The organism is Herbaspirillum sp. SJZ106 (genome assembly GCF_006715495.1).
Taxonomy (GTDB): Bacteria; Pseudomonadota; Gammaproteobacteria; order Burkholderiales; family Burkholderiaceae_D; genus Herbaspirillum.
Genome location: NZ_VFNI01000001.1, coordinates 189,298 through 214,068, shown reverse-complemented (window position 1 = coordinate 214,068; position 24,771 = coordinate 189,298). Strand labels below are relative to the sequence as shown.

Annotated in this window: 28 protein-coding genes; 20 read left to right on the top strand and 8 right to left on the bottom strand. The window is 64.4% G+C overall.

Going from position 1 to position 24,771, the window contains the following annotated elements:
* Positions 1–182: 182 nt before the first annotated feature.
* Complete coding sequence (locus FB598_RS00985; protein ID WP_141911742.1) at positions 183–1,934, top strand: glutamine--tRNA ligase/YqeY domain fusion protein; 1,752 nt, start codon at positions 183–185, stop codon at positions 1,932–1,934.
* 132 nt (positions 1,935–2,066) lie between these two features.
* A complete protein-coding gene (locus tag FB598_RS00980) occupies positions 2,067–2,429 on the top strand; it encodes a hypothetical protein (protein ID WP_141911740.1) in 363 nt (120 codons plus the stop codon).
* Between the two features lie 28 nt (positions 2,430–2,457).
* Here FB598_RS00980 and FB598_RS00975 read toward each other — a convergent pair whose 3' ends face one another.
* The 3 genes from FB598_RS00975 to FB598_RS00965 form a co-directional block, all read right to left on the bottom strand.
* Positions 2,458–3,471, bottom strand: coding sequence for a transporter (locus FB598_RS00975; RefSeq protein WP_141911737.1), 1,014 nt, complete (start codon positions 3,469–3,471; stop codon positions 2,458–2,460).
* A 213-nt stretch (positions 3,472–3,684) separates the two neighbouring features.
* Complete coding sequence (locus tag FB598_RS00970; RefSeq protein WP_141911734.1) at positions 3,685–3,918, bottom strand: hypothetical protein; 234 nt, start codon at positions 3,916–3,918, stop codon at positions 3,685–3,687.
* Positions 3,919–4,263: 345 nt separating this feature from the next.
* Positions 4,264–5,559, bottom strand: a complete 1,296-nt coding sequence (locus tag FB598_RS00965; RefSeq protein WP_141911732.1) for a solute carrier family 23 protein — start codon at positions 5,557–5,559, stop codon at positions 4,264–4,266.
* Between the two features lie 316 nt (positions 5,560–5,875).
* Here FB598_RS00965 and FB598_RS00960 point away from each other — a divergent pair, with 316 nt between their 5' ends.
* The 5 genes from FB598_RS00960 to sbcB all read left to right on the top strand — a co-directional run bounded on the left by FB598_RS00960 (position 5,876) and on the right by sbcB (position 9,967).
* Positions 5,876–6,319: a DUF2721 domain-containing protein gene (locus FB598_RS00960; protein ID WP_141911729.1), complete on the top strand. Its 444-nt coding sequence runs from the start codon at positions 5,876–5,878 to the stop codon at positions 6,317–6,319.
* A 157-nt stretch (positions 6,320–6,476) separates the two neighbouring features.
* Positions 6,477–6,779, top strand: a complete 303-nt coding sequence (locus FB598_RS00955; RefSeq protein ID WP_141911726.1) for an antibiotic biosynthesis monooxygenase — start codon at positions 6,477–6,479, stop codon at positions 6,777–6,779.
* 176 nt (positions 6,780–6,955) lie between these two features.
* Positions 6,956–7,546, top strand: a complete 591-nt coding sequence (locus FB598_RS00950) for a DUF3828 domain-containing protein (protein ID WP_141911723.1) — start codon at positions 6,956–6,958, stop codon at positions 7,544–7,546.
* 226 nt (positions 7,547–7,772) lie between these two features.
* Positions 7,773–8,327: a hypothetical protein gene (locus FB598_RS00945; RefSeq protein WP_141911720.1), complete on the top strand. Its 555-nt coding sequence runs from the start codon at positions 7,773–7,775 to the stop codon at positions 8,325–8,327.
* 203 nt (positions 8,328–8,530) lie between these two features.
* Positions 8,531–9,967 (top strand): exodeoxyribonuclease I, encoded by a 1,437-nt coding sequence (gene sbcB / locus FB598_RS00940; protein WP_141913309.1) that lies wholly within the window; start codon positions 8,531–8,533, stop codon positions 9,965–9,967.
* Between the two features lie 34 nt (positions 9,968–10,001).
* Here sbcB and FB598_RS00935 read toward each other — a convergent pair whose 3' ends face one another.
* Complete coding sequence (locus FB598_RS00935; protein WP_141911717.1) at positions 10,002–10,586, bottom strand: PadR family transcriptional regulator; 585 nt, start codon at positions 10,584–10,586, stop codon at positions 10,002–10,004.
* Between the two features lie 285 nt (positions 10,587–10,871).
* Between FB598_RS00935 and FB598_RS00930 the strand changes: the two genes are divergently transcribed.
* The gene (locus FB598_RS00930) at positions 10,872–11,453 is read left to right on the top strand and encodes a peroxidase-related enzyme (RefSeq protein ID WP_141911714.1); all 582 of its coding nucleotides are present in this window, start codon (positions 10,872–10,874) and stop codon (positions 11,451–11,453) included.
* A gap of 7 nt (positions 11,454–11,460) precedes the next feature.
* Here the strand turns inward: FB598_RS00930 and FB598_RS00925 are convergent, their stop codons facing one another.
* Positions 11,461–11,958, bottom strand: a complete 498-nt coding sequence (locus tag FB598_RS00925) for a nucleoside 2-deoxyribosyltransferase (RefSeq protein WP_141911711.1) — start codon at positions 11,956–11,958, stop codon at positions 11,461–11,463.
* 176 nt (positions 11,959–12,134) lie between these two features.
* On the opposite strand from FB598_RS00925, the gene FB598_RS20595 reads away from it, so the two are divergent.
* Positions 12,135–12,299, top strand: coding sequence for a hypothetical protein (locus tag FB598_RS20595; RefSeq protein ID WP_183405776.1), 165 nt, complete (start codon positions 12,135–12,137; stop codon positions 12,297–12,299).
* A 199-nt stretch (positions 12,300–12,498) separates the two neighbouring features.
* On the opposite strand, the gene FB598_RS00920 is transcribed toward FB598_RS20595, so the two are convergent.
* Positions 12,499–14,961 (bottom strand): acyl-CoA dehydrogenase, encoded by a 2,463-nt coding sequence (locus FB598_RS00920; RefSeq protein WP_141911709.1) that lies wholly within the window; start codon positions 14,959–14,961, stop codon positions 12,499–12,501.
* Between the two features lie 347 nt (positions 14,962–15,308).
* On the opposite strand from FB598_RS00920, the gene FB598_RS00915 reads away from it, so the two are divergent.
* The 11 genes from FB598_RS00915 (at position 15,309) to FB598_RS00865 (ending at position 22,369) form a co-directional block, all read left to right on the top strand.
* Complete coding sequence (locus FB598_RS00915; RefSeq protein WP_141911707.1) at positions 15,309–16,205, top strand: neutral zinc metallopeptidase; 897 nt, start codon at positions 15,309–15,311, stop codon at positions 16,203–16,205.
* Between the two features lie 19 nt (positions 16,206–16,224).
* Entirely contained in the window at positions 16,225–16,509 is a 285-nt protein-coding gene (locus FB598_RS00910; protein ID WP_141911704.1) for a hypothetical protein, read from the top strand.
* Positions 16,510–16,535: 26 nt separating this feature from the next.
* Positions 16,536–16,757, top strand: a complete 222-nt coding sequence (locus tag FB598_RS00905) for an RNA-binding S4 domain-containing protein (RefSeq protein WP_141911702.1) — start codon at positions 16,536–16,538, stop codon at positions 16,755–16,757.
* Positions 16,758–16,759: 2 nt separating this feature from the next.
* A complete protein-coding gene (locus tag FB598_RS00900; protein WP_141911700.1) occupies positions 16,760–17,383 on the top strand; it encodes a DUF924 family protein in 624 nt (207 codons plus the stop codon).
* 117 nt (positions 17,384–17,500) lie between these two features.
* Positions 17,501–18,022, top strand: a complete 522-nt coding sequence (pilV, locus tag FB598_RS00895) for a type IV pilus modification protein PilV (protein WP_141911697.1) — start codon at positions 17,501–17,503, stop codon at positions 18,020–18,022.
* A gap of 9 nt (positions 18,023–18,031) precedes the next feature.
* Complete coding sequence (locus tag FB598_RS00890) at positions 18,032–18,934, top strand: PilW family protein (RefSeq protein WP_141911694.1); 903 nt, start codon at positions 18,032–18,034, stop codon at positions 18,932–18,934.
* The gene (locus tag FB598_RS00885; protein WP_141911692.1) at positions 18,931–19,536 is read left to right on the top strand and encodes a PilX N-terminal domain-containing pilus assembly protein; all 606 of its coding nucleotides are present in this window, start codon (positions 18,931–18,933) and stop codon (positions 19,534–19,536) included. The genes FB598_RS00890 and FB598_RS00885 overlap by 4 nt, the downstream gene beginning before the upstream one ends.
* Before the next feature lie 12 nt (positions 19,537–19,548).
* Positions 19,549–19,989 (top strand): type IV pilin protein, encoded by a 441-nt coding sequence (locus tag FB598_RS00880; protein WP_141911689.1) that lies wholly within the window; start codon positions 19,549–19,551, stop codon positions 19,987–19,989.
* 4 nt (positions 19,990–19,993) lie between these two features.
* The gene (locus FB598_RS00875; RefSeq protein WP_141911686.1) at positions 19,994–20,461 is read left to right on the top strand and encodes a GspH/FimT family pseudopilin; all 468 of its coding nucleotides are present in this window, start codon (positions 19,994–19,996) and stop codon (positions 20,459–20,461) included.
* Positions 20,462–20,596: 135 nt separating this feature from the next.
* Positions 20,597–21,718 (top strand): bifunctional diaminohydroxyphosphoribosylaminopyrimidine deaminase/5-amino-6-(5-phosphoribosylamino)uracil reductase RibD, encoded by a 1,122-nt coding sequence (ribD, locus tag FB598_RS00870; protein ID WP_141911684.1) that lies wholly within the window; start codon positions 20,597–20,599, stop codon positions 21,716–21,718.
* Between the two features lie 39 nt (positions 21,719–21,757).
* Positions 21,758–22,369 carry a riboflavin synthase gene (locus FB598_RS00865; protein ID WP_141911681.1) on the top strand — a complete coding sequence of 204 codons (612 nt, stop codon included), beginning with the start codon at positions 21,758–21,760 and terminating at the stop codon, positions 22,367–22,369.
* A 186-nt stretch (positions 22,370–22,555) separates the two neighbouring features.
* Here FB598_RS00865 and FB598_RS00860 read toward each other — a convergent pair whose 3' ends face one another.
* Entirely contained in the window at positions 22,556–23,650 is a 1,095-nt protein-coding gene (locus FB598_RS00860; RefSeq protein WP_141911678.1) for an LLM class flavin-dependent oxidoreductase, read from the bottom strand.
* A gap of 30 nt (positions 23,651–23,680) precedes the next feature.
* Positions 23,681–24,691 (bottom strand): NrtA/SsuA/CpmA family ABC transporter substrate-binding protein, encoded by a 1,011-nt coding sequence (locus FB598_RS00855; RefSeq protein ID WP_141911675.1) that lies wholly within the window; start codon positions 24,689–24,691, stop codon positions 23,681–23,683.
* Between the last annotated feature and the right edge of the window lie 80 nt (positions 24,692–24,771).

The following is a 24,771-nucleotide window of genomic DNA, read 5'->3' as shown; positions in this document are numbered from 1 at the left end:
ATTGCCACCCGAGCCCTGTCACAGGTAATTCGCAGCCGTATCATCTGTAACAAGAAAGCCGCGGCCGATTCACCCGAGGCCGGCAAATTTTCGCCGCGGCTCCAGCGCAAAGCCCAATGCAAGCAGGCGCGCTGCGGTAGAATGCTTGATCCGCATAAATAGGCATTCTCCCGATTCATCCCATGAGCAACGAACTGAAAAACGGACATTCACCGGCCCCCTCGACCAATTTCCTGCGCGGCATCATCGAATCCGACCTGGTTTCCGGCGCCTACGCCGGCCGCAGCGGCAAGCAAGGCGAGGCACTGCCCCAGGTGATCACCCGTTTTCCGCCCGAACCGAACGGCTACCTGCACATCGGGCACGCCAAGTCGATCTGCCTGAACTTCGGCCTGGCGCACGATTACGCCGGCCGCTGCCACATGCGCTTCGACGACACCAACCCGGAGAAGGAAGAACAGGAATACGTCGACACCATCCTCGACTCGGTCAAGTGGCTGGGTTTCTCGTGGGAGCATGAGGGCAAGCAACACCTGTACTACGCCAGCAACTACTTCGACACCATGTACGCCGCCGCGCAGGCACTGATCCGCCGCGGCCTGGCCTATGTCGACGAACAGAACGCCGAGCAGATGCGCGAGAACCGCGGCACCCTGACCGAACCCGGCAAGAACTCGCCGTGGCGCGACCGCACGCCCGAGGAATCGCTGCGCCTGTTCGAGGAAATGCGCGACGGCAAGCACCCGGACGGCTCCATGATCCTGCGCGCCAAGATCGACATGGCCAGCCCCAACATGAACCTGCGCGATCCGGCCATCTACCGCATCCGCCACGCCACCCACCACAACACCGGCGACAAGTGGCGCGTGTACCCGATGTACACCTTCGCGCACCCGATCGAGGATGCGCTGGAAAACATCTCGCACTCGATCTGCACGCTGGAATTCGAAGACCAGCGCCCGTTCTACGACTGGCTGCTGGACCGCCTGGCCGAGGAAGGCTTATTCAAGCGCCCGCTGCCGCACCAGTACGAATTCGCGCGCCTGAACCTGACCTACATCATCACCAGCAAGCGCAAGCTGCGCCAGCTGGTGGACGAGAAGATCGTCTCCGGCTGGGACGACCCGCGCATGCCCACCATCGTCGGCCTGCGCCGCCGCGGCTATACGCCCGAGGCGATCCGCCTGATGTCCGAACGCACCGGCGCCTCCAAGAACAACAGCTGGATCGACTACAGCATCCTGGAAGGCGCGCTGCGCGACGACCTCGACCCCAAGGCGCCGCGCGCCGTGGCCGTGCTGCGCCCGTTGAAACTGATCATCGACAATTTCCCCCAAGGCCAGAGCATCGACTGCAGCGCGCCGGTCTACCCGCCGGCCCATCCGCAGCACGACACCGAACAGCGCCATTTCCCGATCACCCGTGAATTGTGGATCGAGCGCGAGGACTTCATGGAAGAGCCGACCAAGGGCTACTTCCGCCTGTTCCCCGGCAACAAGGTGCGCCTGCGCTACGGCTACGTGGTCGAATGCACCGGCTGCGACAAGGACGAGAACGGCAACGTCGTCGCCGTGCACTGCAACTACTTCGAAGACAGCAAGAGCGGCACCGAAGGCAGCTCCAACTACAAGGTCAAGGGCAACCTGCACTGGGTCAGCGCCGAACACGCGCTGGCCACCGAAGTGCGCCTGTACGACCGCCTGTTCAGCGACCCGCACCCGGACGCCGGCGGCAAGGATTTCCTCACCGCGCTGAACCCGAACTCCAAGGAAGTGATCACCGCCTACCTGGAGCCGACGCTCAAGGCCGCCCTACCGGGCGACATCTACCAGTTCGAACGCCACGGTTATTTCGTGGCCGACCGGATCGATTCGGCCGAAGGCAAGCCGGTGTTCAACCGCGCCGTGACGCTCAAGGACAGCTGGGGCAAGTAAGCAAGCAAGGAAGGCGGGTGAACAAGCACCCGCCGCACGCTGGCCGCGCAATCGATTCCGGGGACGCGCGGCGCGGCATCACAGGCATACCGGCGACCGCACGGGCCGGGCAAGCAAGAGGGGAACAAGCTCATGTTCGAGCAGATCAAGATCCAGCGCATGTCGATGGGCACCATCTACAAGCTGCTGGCTATCGGCACCACGTTTTCGCTGGTGCCGTTTTCGGTACTGATGGGGGTGCTCTCGCTGTTCGGCGCGCAGACCATCACCTGGGACGGCAAGCACCTGATCGGTTATGACGGCCTGGTCGCCTCGCCCTTCATCGGCCTGTTCCTGTCGGGCTTCATCACCCTGTTCCTGGGCACGCTGTGCACCATCGGGCTGTGGCTTTATTCGCTGTGGCGCCCGCTGGCGCTGCGCGTGGAACCAGTCGACAACCTCGACATCGACCGCCTGATCCGCGAGAACGAAGAAGCCATGGCCGAACGCGACTGATGGGCTGACGGCCGCTCCGGCAACCGGCTCACCAGATCTTGAGCCACTTGAGAAAGGCCACGGTAGCCACGCCGAGGCCGAGCATCACCGCCATCACCATCCAGAACGAAGCCTCGTCATGCAGGCCCGGCAACCCCGCCACGTTCATCCCGAAAATCCCCGATACCAACGTGGCCGGCATCAGCAGCGCGGTCAGGATCGACAGCGCCATCAGGTTGCGGTTCATCTGCTCCGACATCTGCGAAGCGATTTCCTCCTGCAGCAGCTTGGCGCGCTCGTACACCGCTTCCACGGTCGAATGCAATTCATTGAGTTCGTCCAGCGCGTGGGTCAGGTCCTCCAGCGCCTCGGGGGCCACCCAAGATGGCCGCAGGCGGTTGAACTGGCTCAGGATGCGGCGCTCCGGCGCGATGAAACGGCGCAGTTCGGCCAACTGGCGCCGTATGCTGCCCAGTTCGGCGCGGTCTTCCGAGCGGCGGTCTGAGAGCACCGAAAATTCGATATCGTCCACCTTGTCGTTGAGGCTGTCGAGCCGCGCATTGAAACCGTCGGCCAGGCAACGCAACAGCTCCGCGAACAAGTCCATCGTGTTGTCGAAGCCGGCGCCGTCGAGCACCTTCTGGCGCAGCAGGTTGGTCGAACACAGCGGCTGCGTGCGCAGCGTCAGCAGGCGTGTGCGGTCGAGGTAGAAATGCAGCGCGCCCTTCTCGGTGCCGGTGTCGCCGATCTCCATCTTCATGTCGGTGAGCGTGCCGTAGACGCTGTCGGCCGTCATGTGCAGACCGGGATGGGTATCGCTGCTGAGAAGGAACTCGGTGATGTGCTCAGGCACGCCGCTGTGGTGCTCCATCCATTGCCGGATCTTCACATCGGCGGTCTTGACATGCAGCCAGGTAAACTCCGGCCCCGCGGGACGATGGTCGATCACCTCGTTCCATTTCATCTGGCGCGCGCGGCTGTCTTCGAAGCGGAAGGCGCAGATGAATCCGGCTGGCTCATAGAGCAGATGCAAGGCTTGCGGCGTTTCCGGCGGATTGTGCATGGATGGACTGGGCGGCATGAAAGTCGAGGCATTCTACAAGCCGACTTTGACAAATTTGTGACAGGCCGGTGACTACTGTCGACGCACACTTGGGCTTGCGCATGCGGCCGCGTATCGCCGCAGCCGGGCCAGCCCCGTCGCCCGTCCCAAGGCGCCGCGCATCCGGCCGCTGGAAATGGCCAGCCGGCGGTAGCGCCGCCCTCAACCAGTCATTCAGTAATTGAGGTTGCGATTGGCGTAGGCTTCGCGCGCGATGTTGCACACTTTGATCTGGGCCGCGTCCATGCCCGAGGTGCCGTTGAGCGAGCACTGGTCGGCGACCGACTTGGCTTCGTCCAGATGCTGGCGGAAATAGGTGTAGTCCTTCTTGCCGGCGAAAGCATCGCATGCGCACAGCAAAGGCAGCATGACGCACAGCAGTGCGGACAAACGGATGGTGGTGCTCATTGGAATTCCCCTTGTAAAACGCAGGATCTGATGAAACCGTTCGCCCCTGCGTGGACGCCTTGCCCGGATCGTCTCCGGTGTCGCCCGCGTCCGGCGCCCTCCCACGGGAGCCGGTATTCTGGTCGTATCGCGCTGCGACGCCGCAAAGTATAGTCAGCAAAGTTGAATTGCTCAATGGAAATCTTTTGCCGATTTGATGTCGCGCGACGTCCGCTCCAGAAATCCCCCGGATCGTTGGCAAACGCGCCATGAAACTTGAAAGAGACACAAAAAAACGGGCCGGTCGCCATGACCGGCCCGTTTCATTTCCGGCAAGCGCGGCCTTCGCCACGCGCCTGGTTCAACTCATCCGCGACGCTTGAGCAATGCGTAAAGGATGATGGCGCCGAAGGTGGCGGTACCGATGCCGCCCAATGCGAAACCGCCCAGCTTCAACGTGAAGTCGCCCGCGCCCAGCACCAGCGTCACGGCGGCCACGATCAGGTTGGTGTTGTTGGAAAAGTCGACCTTGTTCTCCACCCAGATGCGTGCGCCGGACACCGTGATCAGGCCGAACACCACGATCGACACGCCGCCCAGCACCGCGCCGGGAATGGTCAGGATGACCGCGCCGAACTTGGGCGAGAAACCCAGCAGGATGGCGATCACCGCCGCCACCACGAACACCAGCGTCGAATAGATCTTGGTGACCGCCATCACGCCGATGTTCTCGGCATAGGTGGTCACGCCGGTGCCGCCGACGCTGCCCGAGAGCATGGTCGCCAGGCCGTCGCCGACGAAGGCGCGGCCCATGTAGCGATCCAGGTTCTGGCCGGTCATGGCCGACACCGCCTTGATATGGCCCAAGTTCTCGGCCACCAGGATGATCGCCACCGGCGCCAGCAGCGCCATCGCGCCGGCCTGGAATACCGGGGTGGCGAAGTGCGGCACGCCGAACCAGGCGGCGTTGGCCACGGTGGAAAAGTCGATCGGCTTGCCCAACCCGGCGCCATTGGTCAGGATGGCGTAGATGACATAGGCCAGCAGCAAACCGACCAGGATCAGCAGGCGCTGCAGCATGCCGCGCGTAAATACCGCCACGAAACCCACGCACAGCACCGTCACCAGCGCCATCCAGGAATCGAAGCTGTTGCCCGATACGCCCTTGACCGCGATCGGCGCCAGGTTCAGGCCGATCACCGCCACCACCGAACCGGTCACCACCGGCGGCATCAGGTTCTCGATCCAGCGCGTGCCGACCCAGCCCACCACCAGGCCGATCACGGTGTACAGCGCGCCGCAGGCGATGATGCCGCCCAGCGCCACGCCGAGGTTGGGATTGGGGCCGGAACCGGCGTAGCCGGTCACCGCGATCACCAGGCCAATAAAAGAAAAGCTGGAACCCAGGTAGCTCGGCACGCGGCCGCCCACCAGCAGGAAAAACAGCAAGGTGCCCACGCCCGACATCAGGATCGCCAGGTTGGGATCGAACCCCATCAACAGCGGCGCCAATACCGTGGAGCCGAACATCGCCACCACGTGCTGCACGCCCATGGCCACGGTCTGCGGCGCGGGCAAGCGTTCATCGGCGGCGATGACAGCCCCCTGGCCGTCATGGGTGCCGCTGCGCAGCCGCCATTGGGGAAAATAAGAGCCCGACATGGATATCCTTTCGTTATGGTTTATTGGATCGTGGGCTAGTGTATTGATGGCCGCTTCAAATAACAATTAGGCAGCAGGCCGGGCACGATAAAAAATGCAAAAAGATTTGCGCGACGGAAGATGCTGCCGCACGGCGGTGCAGGAAAACGGCGGTGGTGCACCCGCCGCCCCAAAACGGCGAGGGCGCCACGCCTTGGCGCGGGAATGCCGACGCGGCTGGCCGCCGCCTGCACATGGGCATGTTTCTTGCGAAACAAGTAACGATAGCGTCGCGCTCCCGCGGGCGCCGCCTGCCCTACTCCCGATGTCGATGCCGATGATGAACCTGACCACGCCCGCCCTGCTGTTTCCGGCCACCTCGCTGCTGCTGCTGGCCTATACCAACCGCTTCCTGGTGCTGGCGCAACTGATCCGGAACCTGCAGACCCAGCACAAGGACGACGGCCGCGACCTGGTGATCCGCCAGATCCTCAACCTGCGCAAGCGCATCGTGCTGACCCGCTACATGCAGGCGCTGGGCGTGTCCAGCTTCATCATGTGCGCCGTCTCGATGTTCCTGATCTTTGTCGAGCACGGCCACCTGGCCGAAGCCTTCTTCGGCATCAGCCTGTTCTTGCTGGTGTTGTCGCTGCTGGTATCGTTGTGGGAAATCATGATCAGCACGCGCGCCATCGAGATCGGCCTGGAAGACATGGAGCAGAAGCTGCGCCAGGCCGCCGCGCGGCGCGCCGCCATCGCCGATGAGAAACCCGTCGCGTGAAGCGAATTCACCGGCTGCGCAAATTTTGTTGACCGCGCCCGCCGTCGGAAAATGTGATAATCCTTTAGAACCCGTTTCACAATGAAACGGGTTCTAAGCGCTGCGCCAGGCTGCCACGGCCGGCGCCGGCGTCACTTGATCGACTATGGAGACCCACATGATCCTGGAACTGGCGGACATCCGCATCCAACCCGGCAAGCAAGCCGAATTCGACGAAGCCATCACGCGCGGCGTGGCGCAGACCATCGCCAAGGCCAAGGGTTATCTCGGCCACCAGGTGCAAAAGGGCATCGAGTCGCCCGAGCGCTACCTCCTGATGGTGCAGTGGGCCACGCTGGAAAACCATACCGTGGACTTCCGCGAATCGCCCGCCTTCACCGAATGGCGCGGCATCGTCGGCCCGTTCTTCGCCGGCCCGCCGCAAGTCGAGCACTTCTCGCTGCTCAACGCATCGGCATAAGCCGCCGGCTCCCGCCGCTGGCCATTTGCCGGCGGTTTGCGGAACAATTGCGTGCAAAACCTGACTAAAAACCGCGAGCAGGCCGGCGCGGCAAGCACAACCAGCAAGGCGCCGCCTGCCCACACACTGCCATGACAAGACCGGCGCGCAACTTGCCGCACGCCAGGAACAGCCGGATGACCAGATTACCCCGTTTGCATTTCCCTTCCGTCCACACCCGCCGCCGATCCCGCCTGCTCGCAGGCGCCTCCACCCTGGCCGCGGCGCTGGCGCTGGGCGGCTGCAACAACTTCAGCGGCGAAGAACAGCGGCAAGCCGACGTCATCAGCGCTTTCTACACCCTCCACCTCAAGACCAACGCGCCCGGCCTGCCCCCGGCCGATGAGCTGCGGCAATACCAGCCACTGGTGAGCCGGGCGCTGTACACCCTGCTCACCCAGGCCGAAGCGGCCGACGTCCGTTACCACACGATGGTCGGCAACCAGGCGCCGCCCATCGTCGAGGGCGACCTGTTCACCTCGTTGTATGAAGGCGCCACCTCGTTCTCGGTCAAGTCCTGCGATAGCGACGACCAGCGCTCCTCCTGCCAGGTCGCGTTCGAATACAAGAAAGACGGCGCCGCAGAAGCATGGAACGACAAGATCCTGCTGGTGCGCGAAGACAACCGCTGGCGCATCGACGATATCGAATTCATCGGCAACGACCAGTCCTCGCAACGCGAATATCTGAGCGACACCCTGGCCGACGCCATCAAGGAAGCAGAATAAGTGCCGATAAATGGCCAGGCGCCGGCAAATTCCGGCCTTGTCCGAAAAGAAACCCCGGCCGCCCGATGGCCGGGAATTGGCGGCGTTTTGACGATGTGTTCTCGGCCTCCCGCGGTTCGGAAAAGGCATACACTTGCCCGCAAGAATACTTGTCACCTTGCTACCGGATCACTGCAGCCACGCAAGAACGGAACCGTAGACGGGCGGCCCAGGGGAGAATTGGAACGTGAAGCGGATCGGGAAAATATTTATCGTCGCAGCCAGCCTGTTGCTTGCCGCATGCACCAGCAATGAAGAAAGCAAGGCCAAGGAACTGGTATCGGATTTCTACCGGATGCACCAGTCGGCCCGCCCCTCCGGCGCGCTTACCCTCAACGAACTGATCACCTTCCGCCATTTCCTGTCGGTGCCGCTATTCAACCTGCTCAAAGATGTCTCGGTCGCCGAAGAGGCGCGCGCCGCGCAGTCTGCCGCCGCCCCATTGCCGCCGCTGCTCGAGGGCGACATCTTCACCGCCAATCCCGGTGGCGCCTCCACGTTCCGCGTCGTCCAGTGCGACATGCAAAAGCGCGAAAGCGAATGCTCGGTCGAACTGATCTACAGCGACGCCAAGCTCAAGGCTCCGGCCAAGTGGGTCGACAAGGTCCTGCTCACGCGCGACGCGCGCGGCTGGATCATCGACAACATCCAATACGCCGGCGGCCAGGCGCCCATGCGCAACGGCAACCTGCAAGACACGCTGCTCAAACTGCTCAAGCGCGACGCGGCGCCGCTGCAATAACTCTGCCGCAATCACTCGAAAAGTCTCCAATCTTCCGGCTGACGCGCCACTGCGGCGCGTCCGGCCACCAACACGCTCTATAATCGCGCGATCGACATTGGATCAAGACGCCCGGTCTTGATCCAATGTCGCGCCTTGCACTTCATCCCAAACGGGGTAATTCCGCACTCACGCCTATTGATGAAATGAGTTCCAACGCCGCGATGTCCAACCATACCTTCCTCTGGCACGACTATGAAACCTTCGGCGTAGTCCCGCGCCGCGACCGCCCGGCGCAGTTCGCCGCCGTGCGCACCGACGCCGAACTCAACGAGATCGGCGAACCGATCATGGTCTACTGCAAACCGGCGCCGGACTATTTACCCGATCCGGTCTCCTGCCTGATCACCGGCATCACGCCGCAGACCTGCCTGGAGCGCGGCCTGCCCGAGCACGAGTTCGCCGCGCAGATTGAACGCGCACTGGCCGAACCCGGCACCATCGGCGTGGGCTACAACACCATCCGTTTCGATGACGAGGTCACGCGCTTCATGTTCTGGCGCAACCTGATCGATCCCTATGCGCGCGAATGGCAAAACGGCTGCGGCCGCTGGGACCTGCTGGACGTGGTGCGCCTGTGCTACGCGCTGCGCCCGGACGGCATCGTCTGGCCGACCAGGGAAGACGGCAGCGTCAGCTTCAAGCTGGAACATCTCTCCAAGGCCAACGGCCTGCTGCACGAAGCGGCGCACGACGCGCTGTCCGACGTGCGCGCCACCATCGCGCTGGCGCGCCTGATCCGCGAGAAGAATCCGCGCCTGTTCGACTTCGCGCTGGCGCTGCACAAGAAGGACAAGGCCGCGGCCGAGATCGGCCTGCCGCAGAACAAGCCCTTCCTGCACGTGTCGGGCATGTTCCCGGCGACGCGCGGCTGCCTGGCGCTGATGTGGCCGCTCGGCATGCATCCGACCAACAAGAATGAAGTGATCGCCTGGGACCTGGCCAGCGACCCGGCCGAACTGGCCAGGCTGGACGCGGCCACCGTGCGCGAACGCATGTTCAGCAAGGCCGACGCCTTGCCCGAAGGCGTCACGCGCCTGCCGATCAAGAGCATCCACCTGAACAAGTCGCCGATGGTGGTCGGCAGCCTCAAGACGCTTTCCGCGGCCCGCGCGGCCGAGCTGGGCATCGACATCGACGGCGCCTTGCGCAATGCCGATATCGCCGCCGCGCTTCCCGATCTGGCGGCATTGTGGCAGGACGTCTTCCACCGCGAAAGCGATAGCGCGCCCGATGTCGACGAAGACCTCTACGGCGGCTTCATCGGCAATGGCGACCGTCGCCAACTGGCGCAGTTGCGCGCAATGCCGCCGCAGGAACTGGCGCGCGCCAGCCTCTCCTTCGACGACGCTCGCCTGGACGAAATCCTGTTCCGCTACCGCGCGCGCAATTTCCCCGAGACGCTCAGCGCCGAAGAAACCCAGCACTGGGAAGAACACCGCGCGGCGCGCCTGTTCGAAGGCAAAGGCGGAGCCCGCACCATCGCCCAGCTGTTCGAACAGATCGACACGCTGCAAGAGCAGGCCGACGACGAACGCGCCCAGGATATCCTCGGCGCGCTGTACGACTATGCGGAGATGATCGCCCCCGCCAACGGCTAAGAGACGAACCGGCCGCTCAGCGCGGCCGATCCGATCAAACCCGCTCCACCGCCACCGCGGCCTGGTCGATGATATCGACCACCGCGTGCAGTTCTTCCTTGCTCAACGCCCCCTTGGCCAGGCGCGTATGCAGCGCCATGCGAAAGTTCTGCACCGCGCGGCGCAGTTCGGGCGAGTCGGCATCAGGGCGTTCCTGCCGGCGCATCTCGAACTTGTGCAACACCTGCTGCAGCAAGGCTTCATTTGCCTTGAGGTCGGCCTCGCCTTCGGCACTGATGCGATACAGTTTCTTGCCGCCCTCTTCCGCCGCCACCGTGGCGTAACCCATTTCTTCCAGCAGCGTCAGCGTGGGATAGACCACGCCCGGGCTCGGGCTGTAGCCGCCGCCGACCAACTGCTCGATGGCCTTGATGATTTCATAGCCGTGGCGCGGTTTCTCCTGCAGCAGGTGCAGCATCACGATGCGCAATGCGCCCTGCTCGAACATGCGCGCGCCGCGGCCGCCTTCGCGGCCGCGCGGGCCGCCCTCATCGAACATGCCGCCTGCGCCATGATGCGGACGGTCAAAACGGTGATGCTTGGGGCCGTGGCCTGCACGCGCCATCAAATGTCTGAACATGGTGCTTCCTTTTCATCTGTAGTGTTCATCTGGTGTTGCGCCTGAATGGCGCCCGGGTACGGGCTTGCGGGAAGCCCTTCATCGATCGATGAACATAAGATATATCTTAGAAATAGCAAAATCAAGATATATCTTAATAATATTTTTTATTATCGAAAAGGAAATATCGAAGCAGGGAATGCCCATCGTCAGCCCGGCGACACTTGCTCCCTGCCAAAAGTGGTAAGTTGGCGCGTATCGGGCGCACACGCACCCGGCAAAAAAGACATCGACAAGGAGATCACCATGCCCCAACCGCCAATTGGCCGCTTTCCCGTTCCCGAACTGAAAGACCTGCCCGAAGATATCCGTGCGCGCATCCTGGCCGTTCAGGAAAAGTCCGGCTTCATCCCCAACGTCTTCCTGGTGCTGGCGCACCGTCCCGACGAATTCCGCGCCTTCTTCGCCTACCACGATGCGTTGATGGACAAACCGGGCAAACTGACCAAGGCCGAGCGCGAGATGATCGTGGTCGCCACCAGCAACGCCAACCAATGCCAATATTGCGTCGTCGCCCACGGCGCGATCCTGCGCATCCGCGCCAAAGACCCGCTGCTGGCCGACCAGGTCGCCATCAACTACCGCAAGGCCGACATCACGGACAAGCAAAAAGCCATGCTGGACTTCGCCATGAAGGTCTCAGCCAGCGCCTGGGCCGTCAACGACGAGGATTTCGCCGAACTCAAACGGCACGGCTTCGGAGAAGAAGAGGCTTGGGACATCGCCGCCATCGCCGCCTTCTTCGGCATGTCCAACCGCCTGGCCAACGTCACCAGCATGCGGCCCAACGACGAGTTCTACCTGCTGGGACGGGTGCCGGTGCAATAAGCACCTGTCAGCGCACGCCGCCATGCCAGCGCGCCACCAGCGCCAGGCACTCGCGCAAATCGCCATGCACCAGCTCGCAGGCATGCGCCAGCATCAGGTTGCGCGGCAAACCAAAGTCCTCGATCTGCATGCCGTCGCGGCAATAACCGGGCTCGGCATGCGGTATCTGGCTCAACAGATCGGCCTGCGGCGTGTTATAGCACCACACCTTCTTGCCGCGGCCGACGGCATAACCGACCTCGAACACCGTCCCCGAATCCGGCTCATGGCCACGGAAGTTGGACACGTTCGCCACCACATAATCCGCCGAATCGATCAACGCCATGTTGAGATCGAAGATAGCGCGCGACACCTCCGCCTTGCTCTGCCCCGTGACTTCATCATCCCCCGGACACAACGCCGCCAAACCGAGTTCGGCGCACCACTGCCGGATACGCTCCTTGTGCTGCGCATAGTCGCGCTGGAAGACGTCGGGGCCGGCCATGTAGATGCGAGGATGGGTCATGCAGAATCCATAGAACGATTAAGAGAAGAGCGATGGAGAATACGCGAAATTCCGAATGGAATCATGTACGCCGCTGAATGACACAGGAGCCAGACTTTGGCCAAGACGGCAGCGATAGCGATACACCGCACCGAAGCCGCAGGCGAGCAGCAAGCACCGCGAGGCCGAAGGCGAGTATGAAACAAGGCAAAGCCGAAGGCGAGCCGGACAAGAAGTCCGCTTCTGACCAGCCGCTGGAGTCGCCGAAAAAATGGATCAGCAAGGCAGTCGGAGCGCAGCGACTCTGCCTTGCCCATTTTTTCGGCGACTCCAGCGGGAACCCCGAAGGGGCTGGGCGGTAGCGGTCGCCTTCTTTTGCTTACTTTTCTTGGCGAGACAAGAAAAGTGAGCGGCTGCCGGCTGAAGCAGTGCTTCAGCCCCCCGGCGCTCCCCTCCGACCGGAGAAAGATAAGCATAGAGCCAGTACATCTGCACGAAGCAAAACCAGACTACCCAGCCAACCAACAAACAAACAAACAAACAAACAAACAAACACCCTCATCAAGGCAACCGCCCCAATATCTCATTACGATCCAAATCCGCAGAAAAATCATCCACCTGCACACTCAAATCACCCTCACGCGCAAATTCATCCAACACCGCCTTCTCCTGCTCGCTGATGAACCCGCGCTCAAGCGCAACCGCATTCCATCCCATCATCTCAATCAAGCTCTGCGGCATGGCAGGCAACTCCCCATCCTTGACCACCTGCTTCAAGCGCTGCTCAAGCTGCTGCACCACCGGCGTCAGCGCAAACGCCCTCTCCCCGCAAGCCAGCGGATCGTCGCCCCGCGGCAGATACGCATCCGAAACCAGCCGGTCCCGGCTCGCCCCCGGCTTCTGCATGGCCTTGGCCACCAGCGTCCCCAAGGCATCCGACGGCTTGCGGTAAATCAGCCCGATCGGAAAGATCGCCAGCCGCAAGCCGAAAGCCACCCACGGATTGGGAAAGTTATGCAGCACGTCGACGATCGCCTCCTGCGCCCGATGCAAGGCATCCTGCACCGACCATTCGACATAGGGCAGGTCGTCTTCCTGCCGCCCCTCATCCTCATAGCGCTTGAGCGTGGCCGAGACAAGATAGAGCTGCGACAGCACATCCCCCAGTCGCCCCGAAATGCGCTCGCGGAACTTGAGCGACCCGCCCAGCACCGCCATGCCGGCATCGGCCAGCAAGGCGAACGCCGACGACAGATGGACCACGGAGCGGTAATAACGCCGGGTCTGGCGCGCCGCGTACCCGGTCGACGGCAACAGCCAGCCGCAGCTGATGCCGCCGACGAAAGCGCGCGCCTTGTTGGCGGCGACGAAAGACAGGTGCGAGAACAGCAGCTTGTCGAACTCCTGCACGGCCCGTTCGTGGTTGTCGTCCGCCGCCACCGCCATCTCCTTGAGCACATAGGGATGGCAACGGATCGCCCCCTGGCCGAAAATGATCAGGCAGCGCGTCAGGATGTTGGCGCCTTCGACCGTGATAGCGATGGGGATCTGCTGGTACACGCGCGCCAGGAAGTTGCCCGGCCCCATGCAGATGCCCTTGCCGCCGATCACGTCCATGCCGTCGTTGACGATGATGCGGCCGCGCTCGGTCACATGGTATTTGGAGATGGCCGAAATCACCGACGGCTTCTCCCCCGCATCCACCGCCGAGGCCGAGAGCCGGCGCGTGGCGTCGATCATGTACAAGTGGCCGCCCATGCGCGCCAATGCCTCCTGCACGCCCTCGAACTTGCCGATCTCGATCCTGAACTGGCGGCGCATCGCGGCATAGGCGCTGGTGCCGCGCACCGCCAGCTTGGAAAAGCCGACGCTGGAAGATGGCAGCGAGATGGCCCGGCCCGCCGCCAGGCATTCCATCAGCATGCGCCAACCGCGGCCGACCTGGACGATGCCGCCGATCACCCATTCCATGGGAATGAACACATCGCTGCCTTGCGTCGGACCGTTCTGGAATACCGCATTCAACGGCCAATGGCGGCGGCCGATCACCACGCCCGGATGGCTGGTGGGAATCAGCGCGCAAGTGATGCCCGGTTCGGGATTGTCGCCCAGCAGGCCGTCCGGATCGCGCGCGCGAAAGGCCAGCCCCAGCACGGTCGCCACCGGCGCCAGCGTAATGTAGCGCTTGCTCCAGCTCACCCTGAAGCCAAGCGTCTCGCGGCCCTCGTGCATGCCCTTGCAAACGATGCCGATATCGGGAATGGCGGCGGCGTCCGATCCCGCATACGGGCTGGTCAGCGCGAAACACGGGATTTCCTGGCCGGTCGCCAGGCGCGGCAGGTAATGGTTCTTTTGCGCCTCGGTACCGTAATGCAGCAATAGTTCGGCCGGCCCCAGCGAATTGGGCACCATCACCGAGATCGCCGCCGCCGAACTGCGCGAAGCCAGCTTCATCACCACCTGCGAATGCATGTAGGCGGAGAACTGCTTGCCGCCGTATTGCCTGGGGATGATCATCCCGAGAAAGCCCTTGTCCTTGATGAATTGCCAGGCCTCGGGCGGGATGTCCTGGTGCTTCACGGTACTGTCCCAGTCGCTCACCATGGCGCACAGGCGCTCGACCTCATCGTCCATGAAGGCCTGCTCTTCGGCCGTCAAGCGCGGCGGCGGGATTTCGAACAGGCGGCGCCAGTCCGGCTTGCCGGAAAACAGCTCGGCATCCCACCAGACCGTGCCGGCTTCGATGGCATCGCGCTCGGTGGACGACATGCCGGGCATGATCTTGCGGAAGGCATCCAATGCCGGACGACTGATCAGCGCCTGGCGCACCGAGACCATCGCCACCAGCACGGTCGGCGTGAACAGCAGGATCGCCAGCAACACCATCACCGGCAGTTCGACGCCGGCCAGGGAACCGCCCAGCCAGATCCAGACAGCCTCGGCCAGCAGCCACATCCATGCATTGGCGCGCGCCATCATCAATACCAGGCAGCCGGCCAGCAAAATGATGAGCCATAAGATCATGTCAAGCCTCCAGTTCTGTTTATTGTTCGAAAGGCGGCAGCACGGCTGCAACACCATACCAATCGCATACCTATCACATACCCATCGCCGATTGCACGCTGCTTTATAGTCCCACCAAATTGCCTTGCTGGAAAGATTTTCCGTTTTTACCCTGCAACATACCGCGCCGCATCGGGCCTGGGCAATCGGACATCATCGCCACCGCGCCGTCAGACAAAACCGACAAGGCGGCGCGGGATCGCAACGCATCCCGCCAAGTTCAGCCGCGCGGCCGCGCCGTCCATTACAATCCCTGCATTGCATGCAAACGCGGCACAGGAACAAACAAGATCGAAAAAGGAAACATCATGAAATGGGAAGGCAACCGCGAAAGCGACAACGTTGAAGACCGCCGCGGCGATGGCGGCGATGGCGGCGGGGGCGGAGGCGGCCTGCCTTTCGGCGGCCGCTCGATCGGGCTGGGCACGGTGGCGGTGGCGCTGGTGGCATCCTATTTCCTCGGCATCAACCCGCTGACGATGCTGGATATGCTCTCCGGGGGCGGCGGCCAGGCGCCGCTGCAACAACAGCAGCAGGCGCCAGCCCACAAACCGCCGCCGGAAGACCAGATGGCGCGCTTCGTCTCGACCGTGCTGGCCGATACCGAAGACACCTGGGGGCCGTTGTTCGCCGCCAGCGGCAAGCAATACGTCCGTCCCAAGCTGGTGCTGTTCTCCGGCCGTACAGCGACCGCCTGCGGCACCGGCCAGACCGCCACCGGCCCCTTCTACTGTCCGGGCGACCAGAAGGTCTACATCGACCTGTCCTTCTATGAGCTGATGAAGCAGCGCTTCAAGGTCTCGGGCAACTTCGCCCAGGCCTATGTCATCGCGCACGAGGTCGGCCACCACGTACAGCACCTGCTGGGCATTTCCGACAAGGTCGACGCCGCCCGCCGCAATGCGACTGAAAAGCAGGCCAACGCCATGTCGGTGCGGCTGGAACTGCAGGCCGACTGCTTCGCCGGCGTCTGGGCCTACCACGCCAACCAGGCGCGCCACATCATCGAAGACGGCGACATCGAGGAAGCCCTCAACGCCGCCTCGGCCATCGGCGACGATGCCCTGCAGCGCCAGGCGCGCGGCGAAGTCGTGCCGGACTCCTTCACCCACGGCACCTCGGCCCAGCGCGTGGCATGGTTCAAGCGCGGCATCACCGAAGGCCAGGTCAGCGCCTGCAACACCTTCGCCGCGAAGCAGCTTTAAAAAAACAGGCAAACAACCCATGTCCAACCACCTCAACCAGAGCCTCGATGCCATGCGCGCCGCGCTGCGCCAATTGCAGGACGGCGAGATCGGCATCGCCGCCCTGTGCGCCGCCTGGCGCGCCCAGGGCGCCGTGCTGGCGGCCCTGCCGCCGCGCTACGAACAAGTCGCCGAAGACCTGCTCGGCCGCCTCGAAGCCGGCAGCCTGTTTACCGAAGAAAGCTGCTCGTTCAGCCAGCACGACCTGATCGACAGCCTCAACACCTGGCTTGATAAAGCTACCCATACGTTGGCGCCGGCCTGATGCCGCGTGCCGCTGAAAGAATCACCATGCAAAAAATCACCTTCCCGCTGCAAGGCCATCCCCATGTGGAACTGAACCAGCTGCTGAAACTGTGCGGCCTGTGCGACAGCGGCGGCGCCGGCAAGCAACTGGTGGCCGATGGCCGCGTCAAGGTCAACGGCAAACCCGAGTCGCGCAAGACCTGCAAGATCACCGCCGGCCAGAAAGTGGCGCTGGGCGACGTCCAGATCAGCGTGGTCGAAGCATGAGCATGGCCGCGGCATCGCAGCAGCAGGCCGAAGCCGTCCTCGACTTCTGGTTCGGCCCCGGTTTCGCGCAGGCCCCCGCCGCCGAAGTAGCCGCACGCCAGAAAGCGCTCTGGTGGAGCAAGAATCCCGACATCGACGCCGACTGCCGCAACCGCTTCGAACCGTTGCTCCAGGAGGCTGCCGCCAACCGGCTGGCCGACTGGGCCGACGCGCCGCGCTCGATGCTGGCGCTGATCGTGCTGCTGGACCAGTTTCCCCGCAATATCTACCGCGATACCGCGCAGGCATTCGCCTTCGATGAACTGGCGCGCCAGTACAGCCACCTGGCGCTGGCGATGGGACTGGACCAGCAATTGCCGGCCATCGCCCGGGTGTTCGTCTACCTGCCGCTGGAACATTCGGAAGACATCGACGACCAGCAATACGCGCTGGAGCTGTTTCGCGCGCTGGCCAGGCAGGCCGGCGCCGCCGACCGGGAAACCTTCGACGGCTTCGCCGACTATGCGAAGCGGCACCATCAGGTGATCGAACGCTTCGGCCGCTTCCCGCACCGGAACAAGCTGCTCGGGCGCGCCTCCAGCGCCGAGGAAAGCGCCTTCCTGCAACAGCCCGGTTCCTCGTTCTGAAATTCGACCCGGCCAATGAAGTAGTTCGATAGCGCCGCAAAAATAAGCGCCTTCCATGCGAAGGCGCTTTTTCTTTCCCTACACTCGCCGCTTGCCCTGTCCTTCCGCAATCCGGCCATGCCCAACCGCTCCTCCGGCTTCACGATGATAGAAGTGCTGGTCGCCCTGCTGGTCATCGGCACCGGCGCGCTGGCCATGCTCATGCTGCAATTGCATGCCTTGCGCAGCAGCCGCGACAACGGCCTGCAGGCCCGGGCCGCGATCATGGTCGCCGAACTGGCCGAACTGCGGGCGGCGTACCACGCAGTGGCGGCCGACAGCGATGATCCCTACCTGTTCGCGTTCGATGCCGCGAAAAACCCTCCTTCCACCCGCGCCGATTGCGCGTCCTCACCGTGCGACGCCGCCAGCTTCGCCCACGCCGCCAGCGCCGACTGGCGCGCAAGGCTGGCGCGCGATTTTCCCGCCGCCCGCGCCACGGTCTGCCGCGACAGCGGCGCCGGCACACCACCCGACTGGCGCTGCGACGGCAACCCGGCGTCGCCGGTGATGCTCAAGCTGGGCTGGCGCCGTGCCGATCCGGCAGCCGGCAACACGCCCGATGCCGCGCCGCTGATGCAACTTTTCATCGGCCGCTGACACACCGCCATGAAGCCGCCCCAACACCATCGCCAACATGGCCTGACGCTGGTCGAAATGATGGCGGCGCTGGCGGTCGGCCTGCTGGTGATATTGGCCGCTACGGCACTGCTGCACAATGCGCGCGCCGCGTACCAGGACATCGACGACGCCGGCCGCGTGCAGGAAACCGGGCGCATGGCGCTGGCGCACCTGGCCGACGCCGTGCGCCAGGCCAATCACCTGCCATGGGAAACGGCACTGGCCATGGAAAAACCGCCGACACTGGCGCCGGGCCTGCGCGGCATCGACAACAGTCGCCAGGCCAACCGGCTCGATCCCGCGCAAGGCAATTTCAGCGCCGGCGCCGGCAACGGCTTCAACCGAAGCGACATCCTGCTGCTGGGATTTTTCGGTGCACCAACCCATGCCGCCGGCAGCATCGTCAACTGCAGCGGCGCGAGCGTACCAGCCGGCCCGCTGGAAGAACGCGCGCGCAGTTGGGTCATCTACTACATCGCGCCGGGAACCGGTAACGAGCCCGAACTGCGCTGCCGCTATCGGGGCAAGTCTGGCGCCTGGACCTCGGATGCGCTCGCGCGCGGCGTGGAAGCGATGCAGTTGCGCTATGCCGTGGACAGCGACGGCGACGGCCGCCCCGACCGCTGGCTCGACGCTTCCGCCATCGACGCCACGCTATGGCAGCGCGTGGTGCTGGTGCGCATCGCCCTGCTGGTGCGCGGCAACCAGCGGCGTCCCTCCACGCCCGGCGCGCCGGCGCGCAGCTACGATCTGTTCCTGACCGATTCCGGCGATGCCGGCTACCGCTTCGTGGAAAAGGAAGGCGACCGGCGCCTGCGCGCGGTCTTTCAAACCACGGTGTTGCTGCGCAACGCCGCCTCGATTCCACCGCTTCCACCATCTCCGCCATGAACTTCCCGCCATCGCGCCAGCACGGCGCCACGCTGATGATTGCACTGATCATGCTGGCCGTGATCCTGCTGCTGGGCATCGCCTCGGCATCGCTGCTGATGCTGGACGAACGCGCGGCGCGCAACCACCGCGCCCATGAACAGGCGCGGATCGCGGCGCAGGCGGCGCTGGACGATGCTTGCGAAGAAATCCGGCGCGGCATACGCATTGACGCGGCGCATGCCTTCCCCGCCGAACACGGCTGCCATACCGACCGCGAAAGGCTGGGACTATGCCTGGGCAGCGCGCACGTCGCCGGATGGCAATCCGCACAACTGACCGGCGCCGCAGCGGGCTCGGCAAGCTACGGCCAATTCACCGGGAACCTGCCGCCCAACCTGGGCGATGGATTGCCGGCGCCGCGCTACCTGATCGAACTGGTCGCCGGCGCGGACGACACCATCGCTCCCTCGCCCTCCCCCCTCACCTACCGGCTCAGCGCCATCGGCTTCGGCCGCGACGGCGCGCAGGCGCTGCTGCAAGGCGTCGTCCAGCGCCGCACCGATGCCGCCGGCAAGGCGCAATGCATGCCGCTCGGATGGCGCGCCCTTCCCCCCGCATGACAGGAACACACGATGACGACATCCCGCACACAACACGGCTTCACCCTGATCGAGCTGACGATGGCGATCGCCATTGTCGGCATCCTCGCCACGCTGGCCTGGAGCGGTTACAGCCAGCATCTCCTCAAGACCCGGCGCGCCGAAGGGCGTGCCGCGGTACTGCAGGTATTGCTGCAGCAGGAACGGCAATTCTCCTACCGCCACAGTTACCGCGCCTTCGTCCCCGGCGCGCAGGAAACGGAATTCAAATGGCATTCGGGCGAACGGCCGGAAACCAGCGCCTACAGCATCTCCGCCCAAGCCTGCGACGGCGAGGACCTGCATAGCTGCGTGCGCGTGACGGCCACGCCCGGCGGCGCACTGGTCGACTCCGCCTATCGCGATGAACGATGCGGCGCGCTCTACGCCGACAGCCGCGGCCGGCGCGGCGCCGACGGCAACGACTGCTGGTGAGGCCATGCGCCCGAACAACGTCATCCGCGGCTTCACCCTGGTCGAACTGATGGCGGTGCTGCTGATCGCCAGCGTGCTGCTGGCAGCGGGCGTGCCGGCGCTGCGGAATTTCATTGCCGGGCAGCAGCTGATCGGCGCCGCCAATGCCTTCTTTCACGGCGCCAGCCTGGCCCGCACCGAAGCCCTGCGCCACGGCCGCCGCGCCGACATGACGCCGGCCGACGGTCGCGACTGGGCAAGCGGCTGGCGCATCGAAGTCGGCAAACGCGAGGTGACGACCCACTCCGCACTGCCGCCCGGCATCGCCGTGACCTACACCCGAGACGGCGAAACGGTGGCGTTCCGGCCGAACGGCCAACCGGTCACCAAAGGCAGCTGGCATTTCAGCGCCGCCGGCATGCGGCGGGTGGTGGTCATCAACTTCCTCGGCCGCGTGCGCGTCTGCAACCCCGCCCGGGACAATAGCTGCTAGGCCGAGCCATGCGTTGGCGCCGGGCCGCGCCTGGGGCGCCAAGCCCGCAGGAGAGCAGAAAGCGGCTGCAAAGCCGTGTATATTGACGGGCATCCGGCGCGCGCCCGGCCGCGCCCATCCCCACACGGCGACACCATGACCCTGACAGAAGACCCGCTCTACCAATTCGACATCGGCAACGACCAACAAGCCATGGCGCTGGCGCTGATCCAGGCCGGCTTCGGCATGCTCAACACCACCCCCAACCCGCGCGTGGGCTGCGTGATCGTCAAGCAGCGCCGCGTCATCGGCGCCGGCTTCACCCAGCCGCCCGGCGGCAACCACGCCGAGATCCAGGCCCTGGCCGACGCCGCCGCGCGCGGCCAGGATGTGCGCGGCGCCACCGTCTACGTCACGCTGGAACCCTGCAGCCATTTCGGCCGCACCCCGCCTTGCGCCGATGCGCTGGTGCGCGCCGGCGTGGCCCGCGTGGTGGCCGCCATCGCCGACCCCAATCCGCTGGTGGCCGGCCAGGGCCTGGCCAGATTGCAGGCCGCTGGCATCGACGTCACCTGCGGACTCCTGGAAGAAGAAGCGCGGGAAATCAACATCGGCTTCCTGGCGCGCATGCGCACCAGCAAACCCTGGGTGCGCATGAAAAGCGCCGCCAGCCTGGATGGCAAGACCGCCCTGCACAATGGCCTGAGCCAGTGGATCACCAGCCAGGCCGCGCGCGACGACGGCCACGTCTGGCGCGCCCGCGCCTGCGCCATCATGGCCGGCATCGGCACCATCGCCAAGGACGACGCCCAGCTCACCGTGCGCGCCATCGACACGCCGCGCCAGCCGCGCCGTATCGTGGTCGACAGCAAGCTCGCCGTCTCGCCGCAGGCGCGCGTAATCCAGGGCGGCGGCACCTGGGTCTTCACCGCCGCCGACGACAAAGAGAAAACCGCCATGCTGGAAAGCCAGGGCGCCGAAGTCATCGTGCTGCCCAACGCCGAGGGCAAGGTAGACCTGCCGGCGCTGGTGCGCGAACTCGGCCGGCGCCAGATCAATGAACTGCATGTGGAAGCCGGTTCCAAGCTCAACGCTGCGCTGATCCGCGCAGGCTGCGTCGACGAACTGCTGCTCTACCTCGCGCCCAGCCTCCTGGGTGAAGGCCGCAACATGTTCGACCTGCCGCCGCTGCAAGACCTGTCCGGCAAGATCGACCTGAACTTCTACGAGGTCAAGCAGATCGGGCCGGATTTGCGTATCCTTGCACGGTTCAATTAATTGCCCGGCCCAGCCCGGCGTTCTTACAGAGGCTGCAACATGTTTACAGGTATCGTCGCCGCCATCGGCAAAATCACCTCCGTCCAACCGCTCGCCGCCGGCCCCGACGCCGGCGTGCGCCTGACCGTCGATGCCGGCGCCCTGCCGATGGACGACGTCGGCCTGGGCGACTCGATCGCCTTGAACGGCGCCTGCATGACCGTGGTGGAAAAAAGCGCCAGCGGCTTCACCGTCGACGTCTCGCGCGAAAGCCTGAACCTCACCGCCGGCCTCGATGCCCCCGGCGAAGTCAACCTGGAAAAAGCCCTGACCCTGGCCGAGCGCCTGGGCGGCCACCTGGTCTCCGGCCACGTCGACGGCCTGGGCCGGGTCCACTCCTTCGAACCGGTCGGCGAATCGCGCGAACTGATCGTCGACGCGCCGAAAGCGCTGGGCAAATACCTGGCCTACAAGGGCTCGATCGTGGTCAATGGCGTCTCGCTGACGGTCAACCGCGTCGAAGACCTGGCCGACGCCTGCCGCTTCTCGATCAACCTGATCCCGCACACGGTGGAAGTCACCACCTTGAAACACCTGAAGGCGGGCAGCAAGGTGAACCTGGAGATCGACCTGATTGCGCGCTATGTCGAGCGCATGCTCAGCGCCAAGTAAATAAAACCGTTATCCAAGCAGCACACGACGGCCGGGTTCCCCCGGCCGTTTTTCGTCTGTCGGTCGGCATCGAACACATCGACGACCGGCGGGCCGACCTCCAGCAGGCGCTGGAATCGGCCTGAAACAAGACGGCCGGCGCAGCGCCAAAGGCGCACGCCGGCCGCATCCCTTCAGCCCAGGCAGTCAGGCCGCCTTTTTCTTCCCAATCCGCTGCGCCACCAGCTCCCGCGTACGGGGGATCAGCTCGCGCCCGTAATCGATCGCATCTTCCAGCGGGTCGAAGCCGCGGATGAGGAAATTGGTCACGCCCAGGTCGTAGTAATCCAGCAGCGCTTCGGCCACCTGTTCCGGCGTGCCGACCAGCGCGGTGGAGTTGTAGCGGGCGCCGGTTTCCTTGGCGATCGCGGTCCAGAGGCGCTTGTCCACGCGGGCGCCCTTGTCGGCCGCGGCCAATAGGCGGCGCGCGCCTTCGCTTTGTTGCGGGCCGGTATAGGCTGGGTGCAGCTTGGCGTTGCCGGCGCGCAGGCGGCGGGTTTCTGCGAGGATGCTTTCGGCGCGCGCCCAGGCCTTTTCTTCTGTATCGGCCAGGATCGGGCGGAACGACACCGAGAAGGCGATCTCGCGTCCGTGGCGCGCCGCCTCGGCGCGCACGCGGCCGGTCAGGTCGCGCACCTGGTCGAGCGATTCGCCCCACAGCGCGTAGATGTCGGCATGCCGGCCAGCCACGGGAATGGCCGCATCCGAGGCGCCGCCGAAGAAGATCGGGATGTGCGGCTTTTGTACCGGCTTGACTTCCGAGAATGCCTGCTCGAAACGGTAGTGCGCACCCTGATGGTCAAATGGCTTCTCTTCGGTCCATACCCGGCGCAGGATCGCCAGGTACTCGTCGGTGCGCGCATAGCGCTGGTCATGGTCGAGGTAGTCGCCGTCGCGCCGCTGCTCGGCATCCGAACCGCCGGAGATGATGTGCACGCCCAGCCGCCCGCCGCTGAACTGGTCGAGCGTGGCAAGCTGGCGCGCGGCCAGCGTGGGCGCGACGAAGCCGGGACGGTGCGCCAGCATCAGCTTGATGCGGCTGGTGGCGGCGGCCGCCTGGGCGATGGTCAGGATGGCGTCCGGCCCGGTCGAATGGTAGGGCACCAGCACGCGGTCGAAACCGGCGTCCTCATGCGCCCTGGCAAAGCGCAGCAGGTAGTCGTGGTCGATGGCGGGACCGGTCGAAGGATGGATTTCCGAGTTCTTGTGGCTGGTGATCATGCCGATGAAATTGACGCTCATGATGTGCCTTTCCGTAGATGATGCGGGTTCTCAGACATTGACGATGTAGTCGGTGACTTTCACTTTTTGCGGCAGGATCTTGCGCTCCGAGAGCCAGTCCGCCGCGCCCTGGAAGGTGGCGATGAATCTGGCGTCGCCGGCGCCGTGGAACTCCCAGCGGCGCTGCAGCCGGATCAGCGAATCGCGCACGGCGTCGGAATAGCCCGCGTCCTTCTGCACCAGTATTTCCGCCTCCTTGGTGTTCTTTGTGATCCATTCCCCTTCGGCACGGTAGGCGGCGTTGACGGCGCGCACGATGTCGCCGTTCTCTTCGGCGAACTTGCGGTGCGTGACGTAGGAATTGAAGTCGATCAGGAAATCGAGGTCGCGCCCTTCGAAGAACACGTCATGCGCCTTGTATTCCACGCGCGCGATGTCCACGCCCGGGCTCCACATCGACCAGGCGTCGACCTTGCCCTGCGAGAATGCCGGGCCGGCATCGGGCGGGTTGAGATAGACGAACTTCACCTTGCTGCGGTCGATGCCATGCTTCTCCAGCGCCGCCACCAGCAGGAACTCTCCCAGGCCGGAACGGTTCACCGCCACGCTCTTGCCCACCAGGTCGGCGACCTTGTCGATGCCGGAACCGTCGCGCGCGATGATGGCGGTGCTGCGCGGTTCGACCACGGCGAACTGCGTAAATACCAGCGGCGATCCGGCGATCATCGCCGCCAGCGCCGGCGTGGTGCTGCCGCCGAAACCGAAATCGGCGCTGCCGCCGGTGACCGCCTGCAGCGACGGCGCATGGTTGGGGAACGGGCCGATCCATTGCACCTTGATGCCGTCCCTGGCCAGGGTCTTTTCAAATTCGCCGCGGGTGCGGGCAATGCCGGGCAAGCCGCCCTTGCCCCATGCCAGGCGCACGGTGTCGGTATTGCGCGACTTGCCCGCTGCAGCCAGCGCCGTGCCGGCAAGGCCGGCGGCGCCAAGCGCGGCGCCGGCGAAGGCGGCCTGGATCAGGTGGCGTCGTTGGGAATTGGCAGGCTTGTCGTGTTCGCTCATGATGAATGCTTGGTTGAGAAATGAAAGGAAAAAGAAGGCCCATGCCGCCGCTTGAGCGGCGGCACGAAAACACCCGGCCG

What these genes read in the sequence shown, in the direction of transcription:
- FB598_RS00985 (WP_141911742.1), top strand. Translation starts at nt 183, where the DNA reads ATGAGCAACGAACTGAAAAACGGACATTCACCGGCCCCCTCGACCAAT.
- FB598_RS00980 (WP_141911740.1), top strand. Translation starts at nt 2,067, where the DNA reads ATGTTCGAGCAGATCAAGATCCAGCGCATGTCGATGGGCACCATCTAC.
- FB598_RS00975 (WP_141911737.1), bottom strand. Translation starts at nt 3,471, where the DNA reads ATGCACAATCCGCCGGAAACGCCGCAAGCCTTGCATCTGCTCTATGAG.
- FB598_RS00970 (WP_141911734.1), bottom strand. Translation starts at nt 3,918, where the DNA reads ATGAGCACCACCATCCGTTTGTCCGCACTGCTGTGCGTCATGCTGCCT.
- FB598_RS00965 (WP_141911732.1), bottom strand. Translation starts at nt 5,559, where the DNA reads ATGTCGGGCTCTTATTTTCCCCAATGGCGGCTGCGCAGCGGCACCCAT.
- FB598_RS00960 (WP_141911729.1), top strand. Translation starts at nt 5,876, where the DNA reads ATGATGAACCTGACCACGCCCGCCCTGCTGTTTCCGGCCACCTCGCTG.
- FB598_RS00955 (WP_141911726.1), top strand. Translation starts at nt 6,477, where the DNA reads ATGATCCTGGAACTGGCGGACATCCGCATCCAACCCGGCAAGCAAGCC.
- FB598_RS00950 (WP_141911723.1), top strand. Translation starts at nt 6,956, where the DNA reads ATGACCAGATTACCCCGTTTGCATTTCCCTTCCGTCCACACCCGCCGC.
- sbcB (WP_141913309.1), top strand. Translation starts at nt 8,531, where the DNA reads ATGTCCAACCATACCTTCCTCTGGCACGACTATGAAACCTTCGGCGTA.
- FB598_RS00935 (WP_141911717.1), bottom strand. Translation starts at nt 10,586, where the DNA reads ATGTTCAGACATTTGATGGCGCGTGCAGGCCACGGCCCCAAGCATCAC.
- FB598_RS00930 (WP_141911714.1), top strand. Translation starts at nt 10,872, where the DNA reads ATGCCCCAACCGCCAATTGGCCGCTTTCCCGTTCCCGAACTGAAAGAC.
- FB598_RS00925 (WP_141911711.1), bottom strand. Translation starts at nt 11,958, where the DNA reads ATGACCCATCCTCGCATCTACATGGCCGGCCCCGACGTCTTCCAGCGC.
- FB598_RS20595 (WP_183405776.1), top strand. Translation starts at nt 12,135, where the DNA reads ATGAAACAAGGCAAAGCCGAAGGCGAGCCGGACAAGAAGTCCGCTTCT.
- FB598_RS00920 (WP_141911709.1), bottom strand. Translation starts at nt 14,961, where the DNA reads ATGATCTTATGGCTCATCATTTTGCTGGCCGGCTGCCTGGTATTGATG.
- FB598_RS00915 (WP_141911707.1), top strand. Translation starts at nt 15,309, where the DNA reads ATGAAATGGGAAGGCAACCGCGAAAGCGACAACGTTGAAGACCGCCGC.
- FB598_RS00910 (WP_141911704.1), top strand. Translation starts at nt 16,225, where the DNA reads ATGTCCAACCACCTCAACCAGAGCCTCGATGCCATGCGCGCCGCGCTG.
- FB598_RS00905 (WP_141911702.1), top strand. Translation starts at nt 16,536, where the DNA reads ATGCAAAAAATCACCTTCCCGCTGCAAGGCCATCCCCATGTGGAACTG.
- FB598_RS00900 (WP_141911700.1), top strand. Translation starts at nt 16,760, where the DNA reads ATGGCCGCGGCATCGCAGCAGCAGGCCGAAGCCGTCCTCGACTTCTGG.
- pilV (WP_141911697.1), top strand. Translation starts at nt 17,501, where the DNA reads ATGCCCAACCGCTCCTCCGGCTTCACGATGATAGAAGTGCTGGTCGCC.
- FB598_RS00890 (WP_141911694.1), top strand. Translation starts at nt 18,032, where the DNA reads ATGAAGCCGCCCCAACACCATCGCCAACATGGCCTGACGCTGGTCGAA.
- FB598_RS00885 (WP_141911692.1), top strand. Translation starts at nt 18,931, where the DNA reads ATGAACTTCCCGCCATCGCGCCAGCACGGCGCCACGCTGATGATTGCA.
- FB598_RS00880 (WP_141911689.1), top strand. Translation starts at nt 19,549, where the DNA reads ATGACGACATCCCGCACACAACACGGCTTCACCCTGATCGAGCTGACG.
- FB598_RS00875 (WP_141911686.1), top strand. Translation starts at nt 19,994, where the DNA reads ATGCGCCCGAACAACGTCATCCGCGGCTTCACCCTGGTCGAACTGATG.
- ribD (WP_141911684.1), top strand. Translation starts at nt 20,597, where the DNA reads ATGACCCTGACAGAAGACCCGCTCTACCAATTCGACATCGGCAACGAC.
- FB598_RS00865 (WP_141911681.1), top strand. Translation starts at nt 21,758, where the DNA reads ATGTTTACAGGTATCGTCGCCGCCATCGGCAAAATCACCTCCGTCCAA.
- FB598_RS00860 (WP_141911678.1), bottom strand. Translation starts at nt 23,650, where the DNA reads ATGAGCGTCAATTTCATCGGCATGATCACCAGCCACAAGAACTCGGAA.
- FB598_RS00855 (WP_141911675.1), bottom strand. Translation starts at nt 24,691, where the DNA reads ATGAGCGAACACGACAAGCCTGCCAATTCCCAACGACGCCACCTGATC.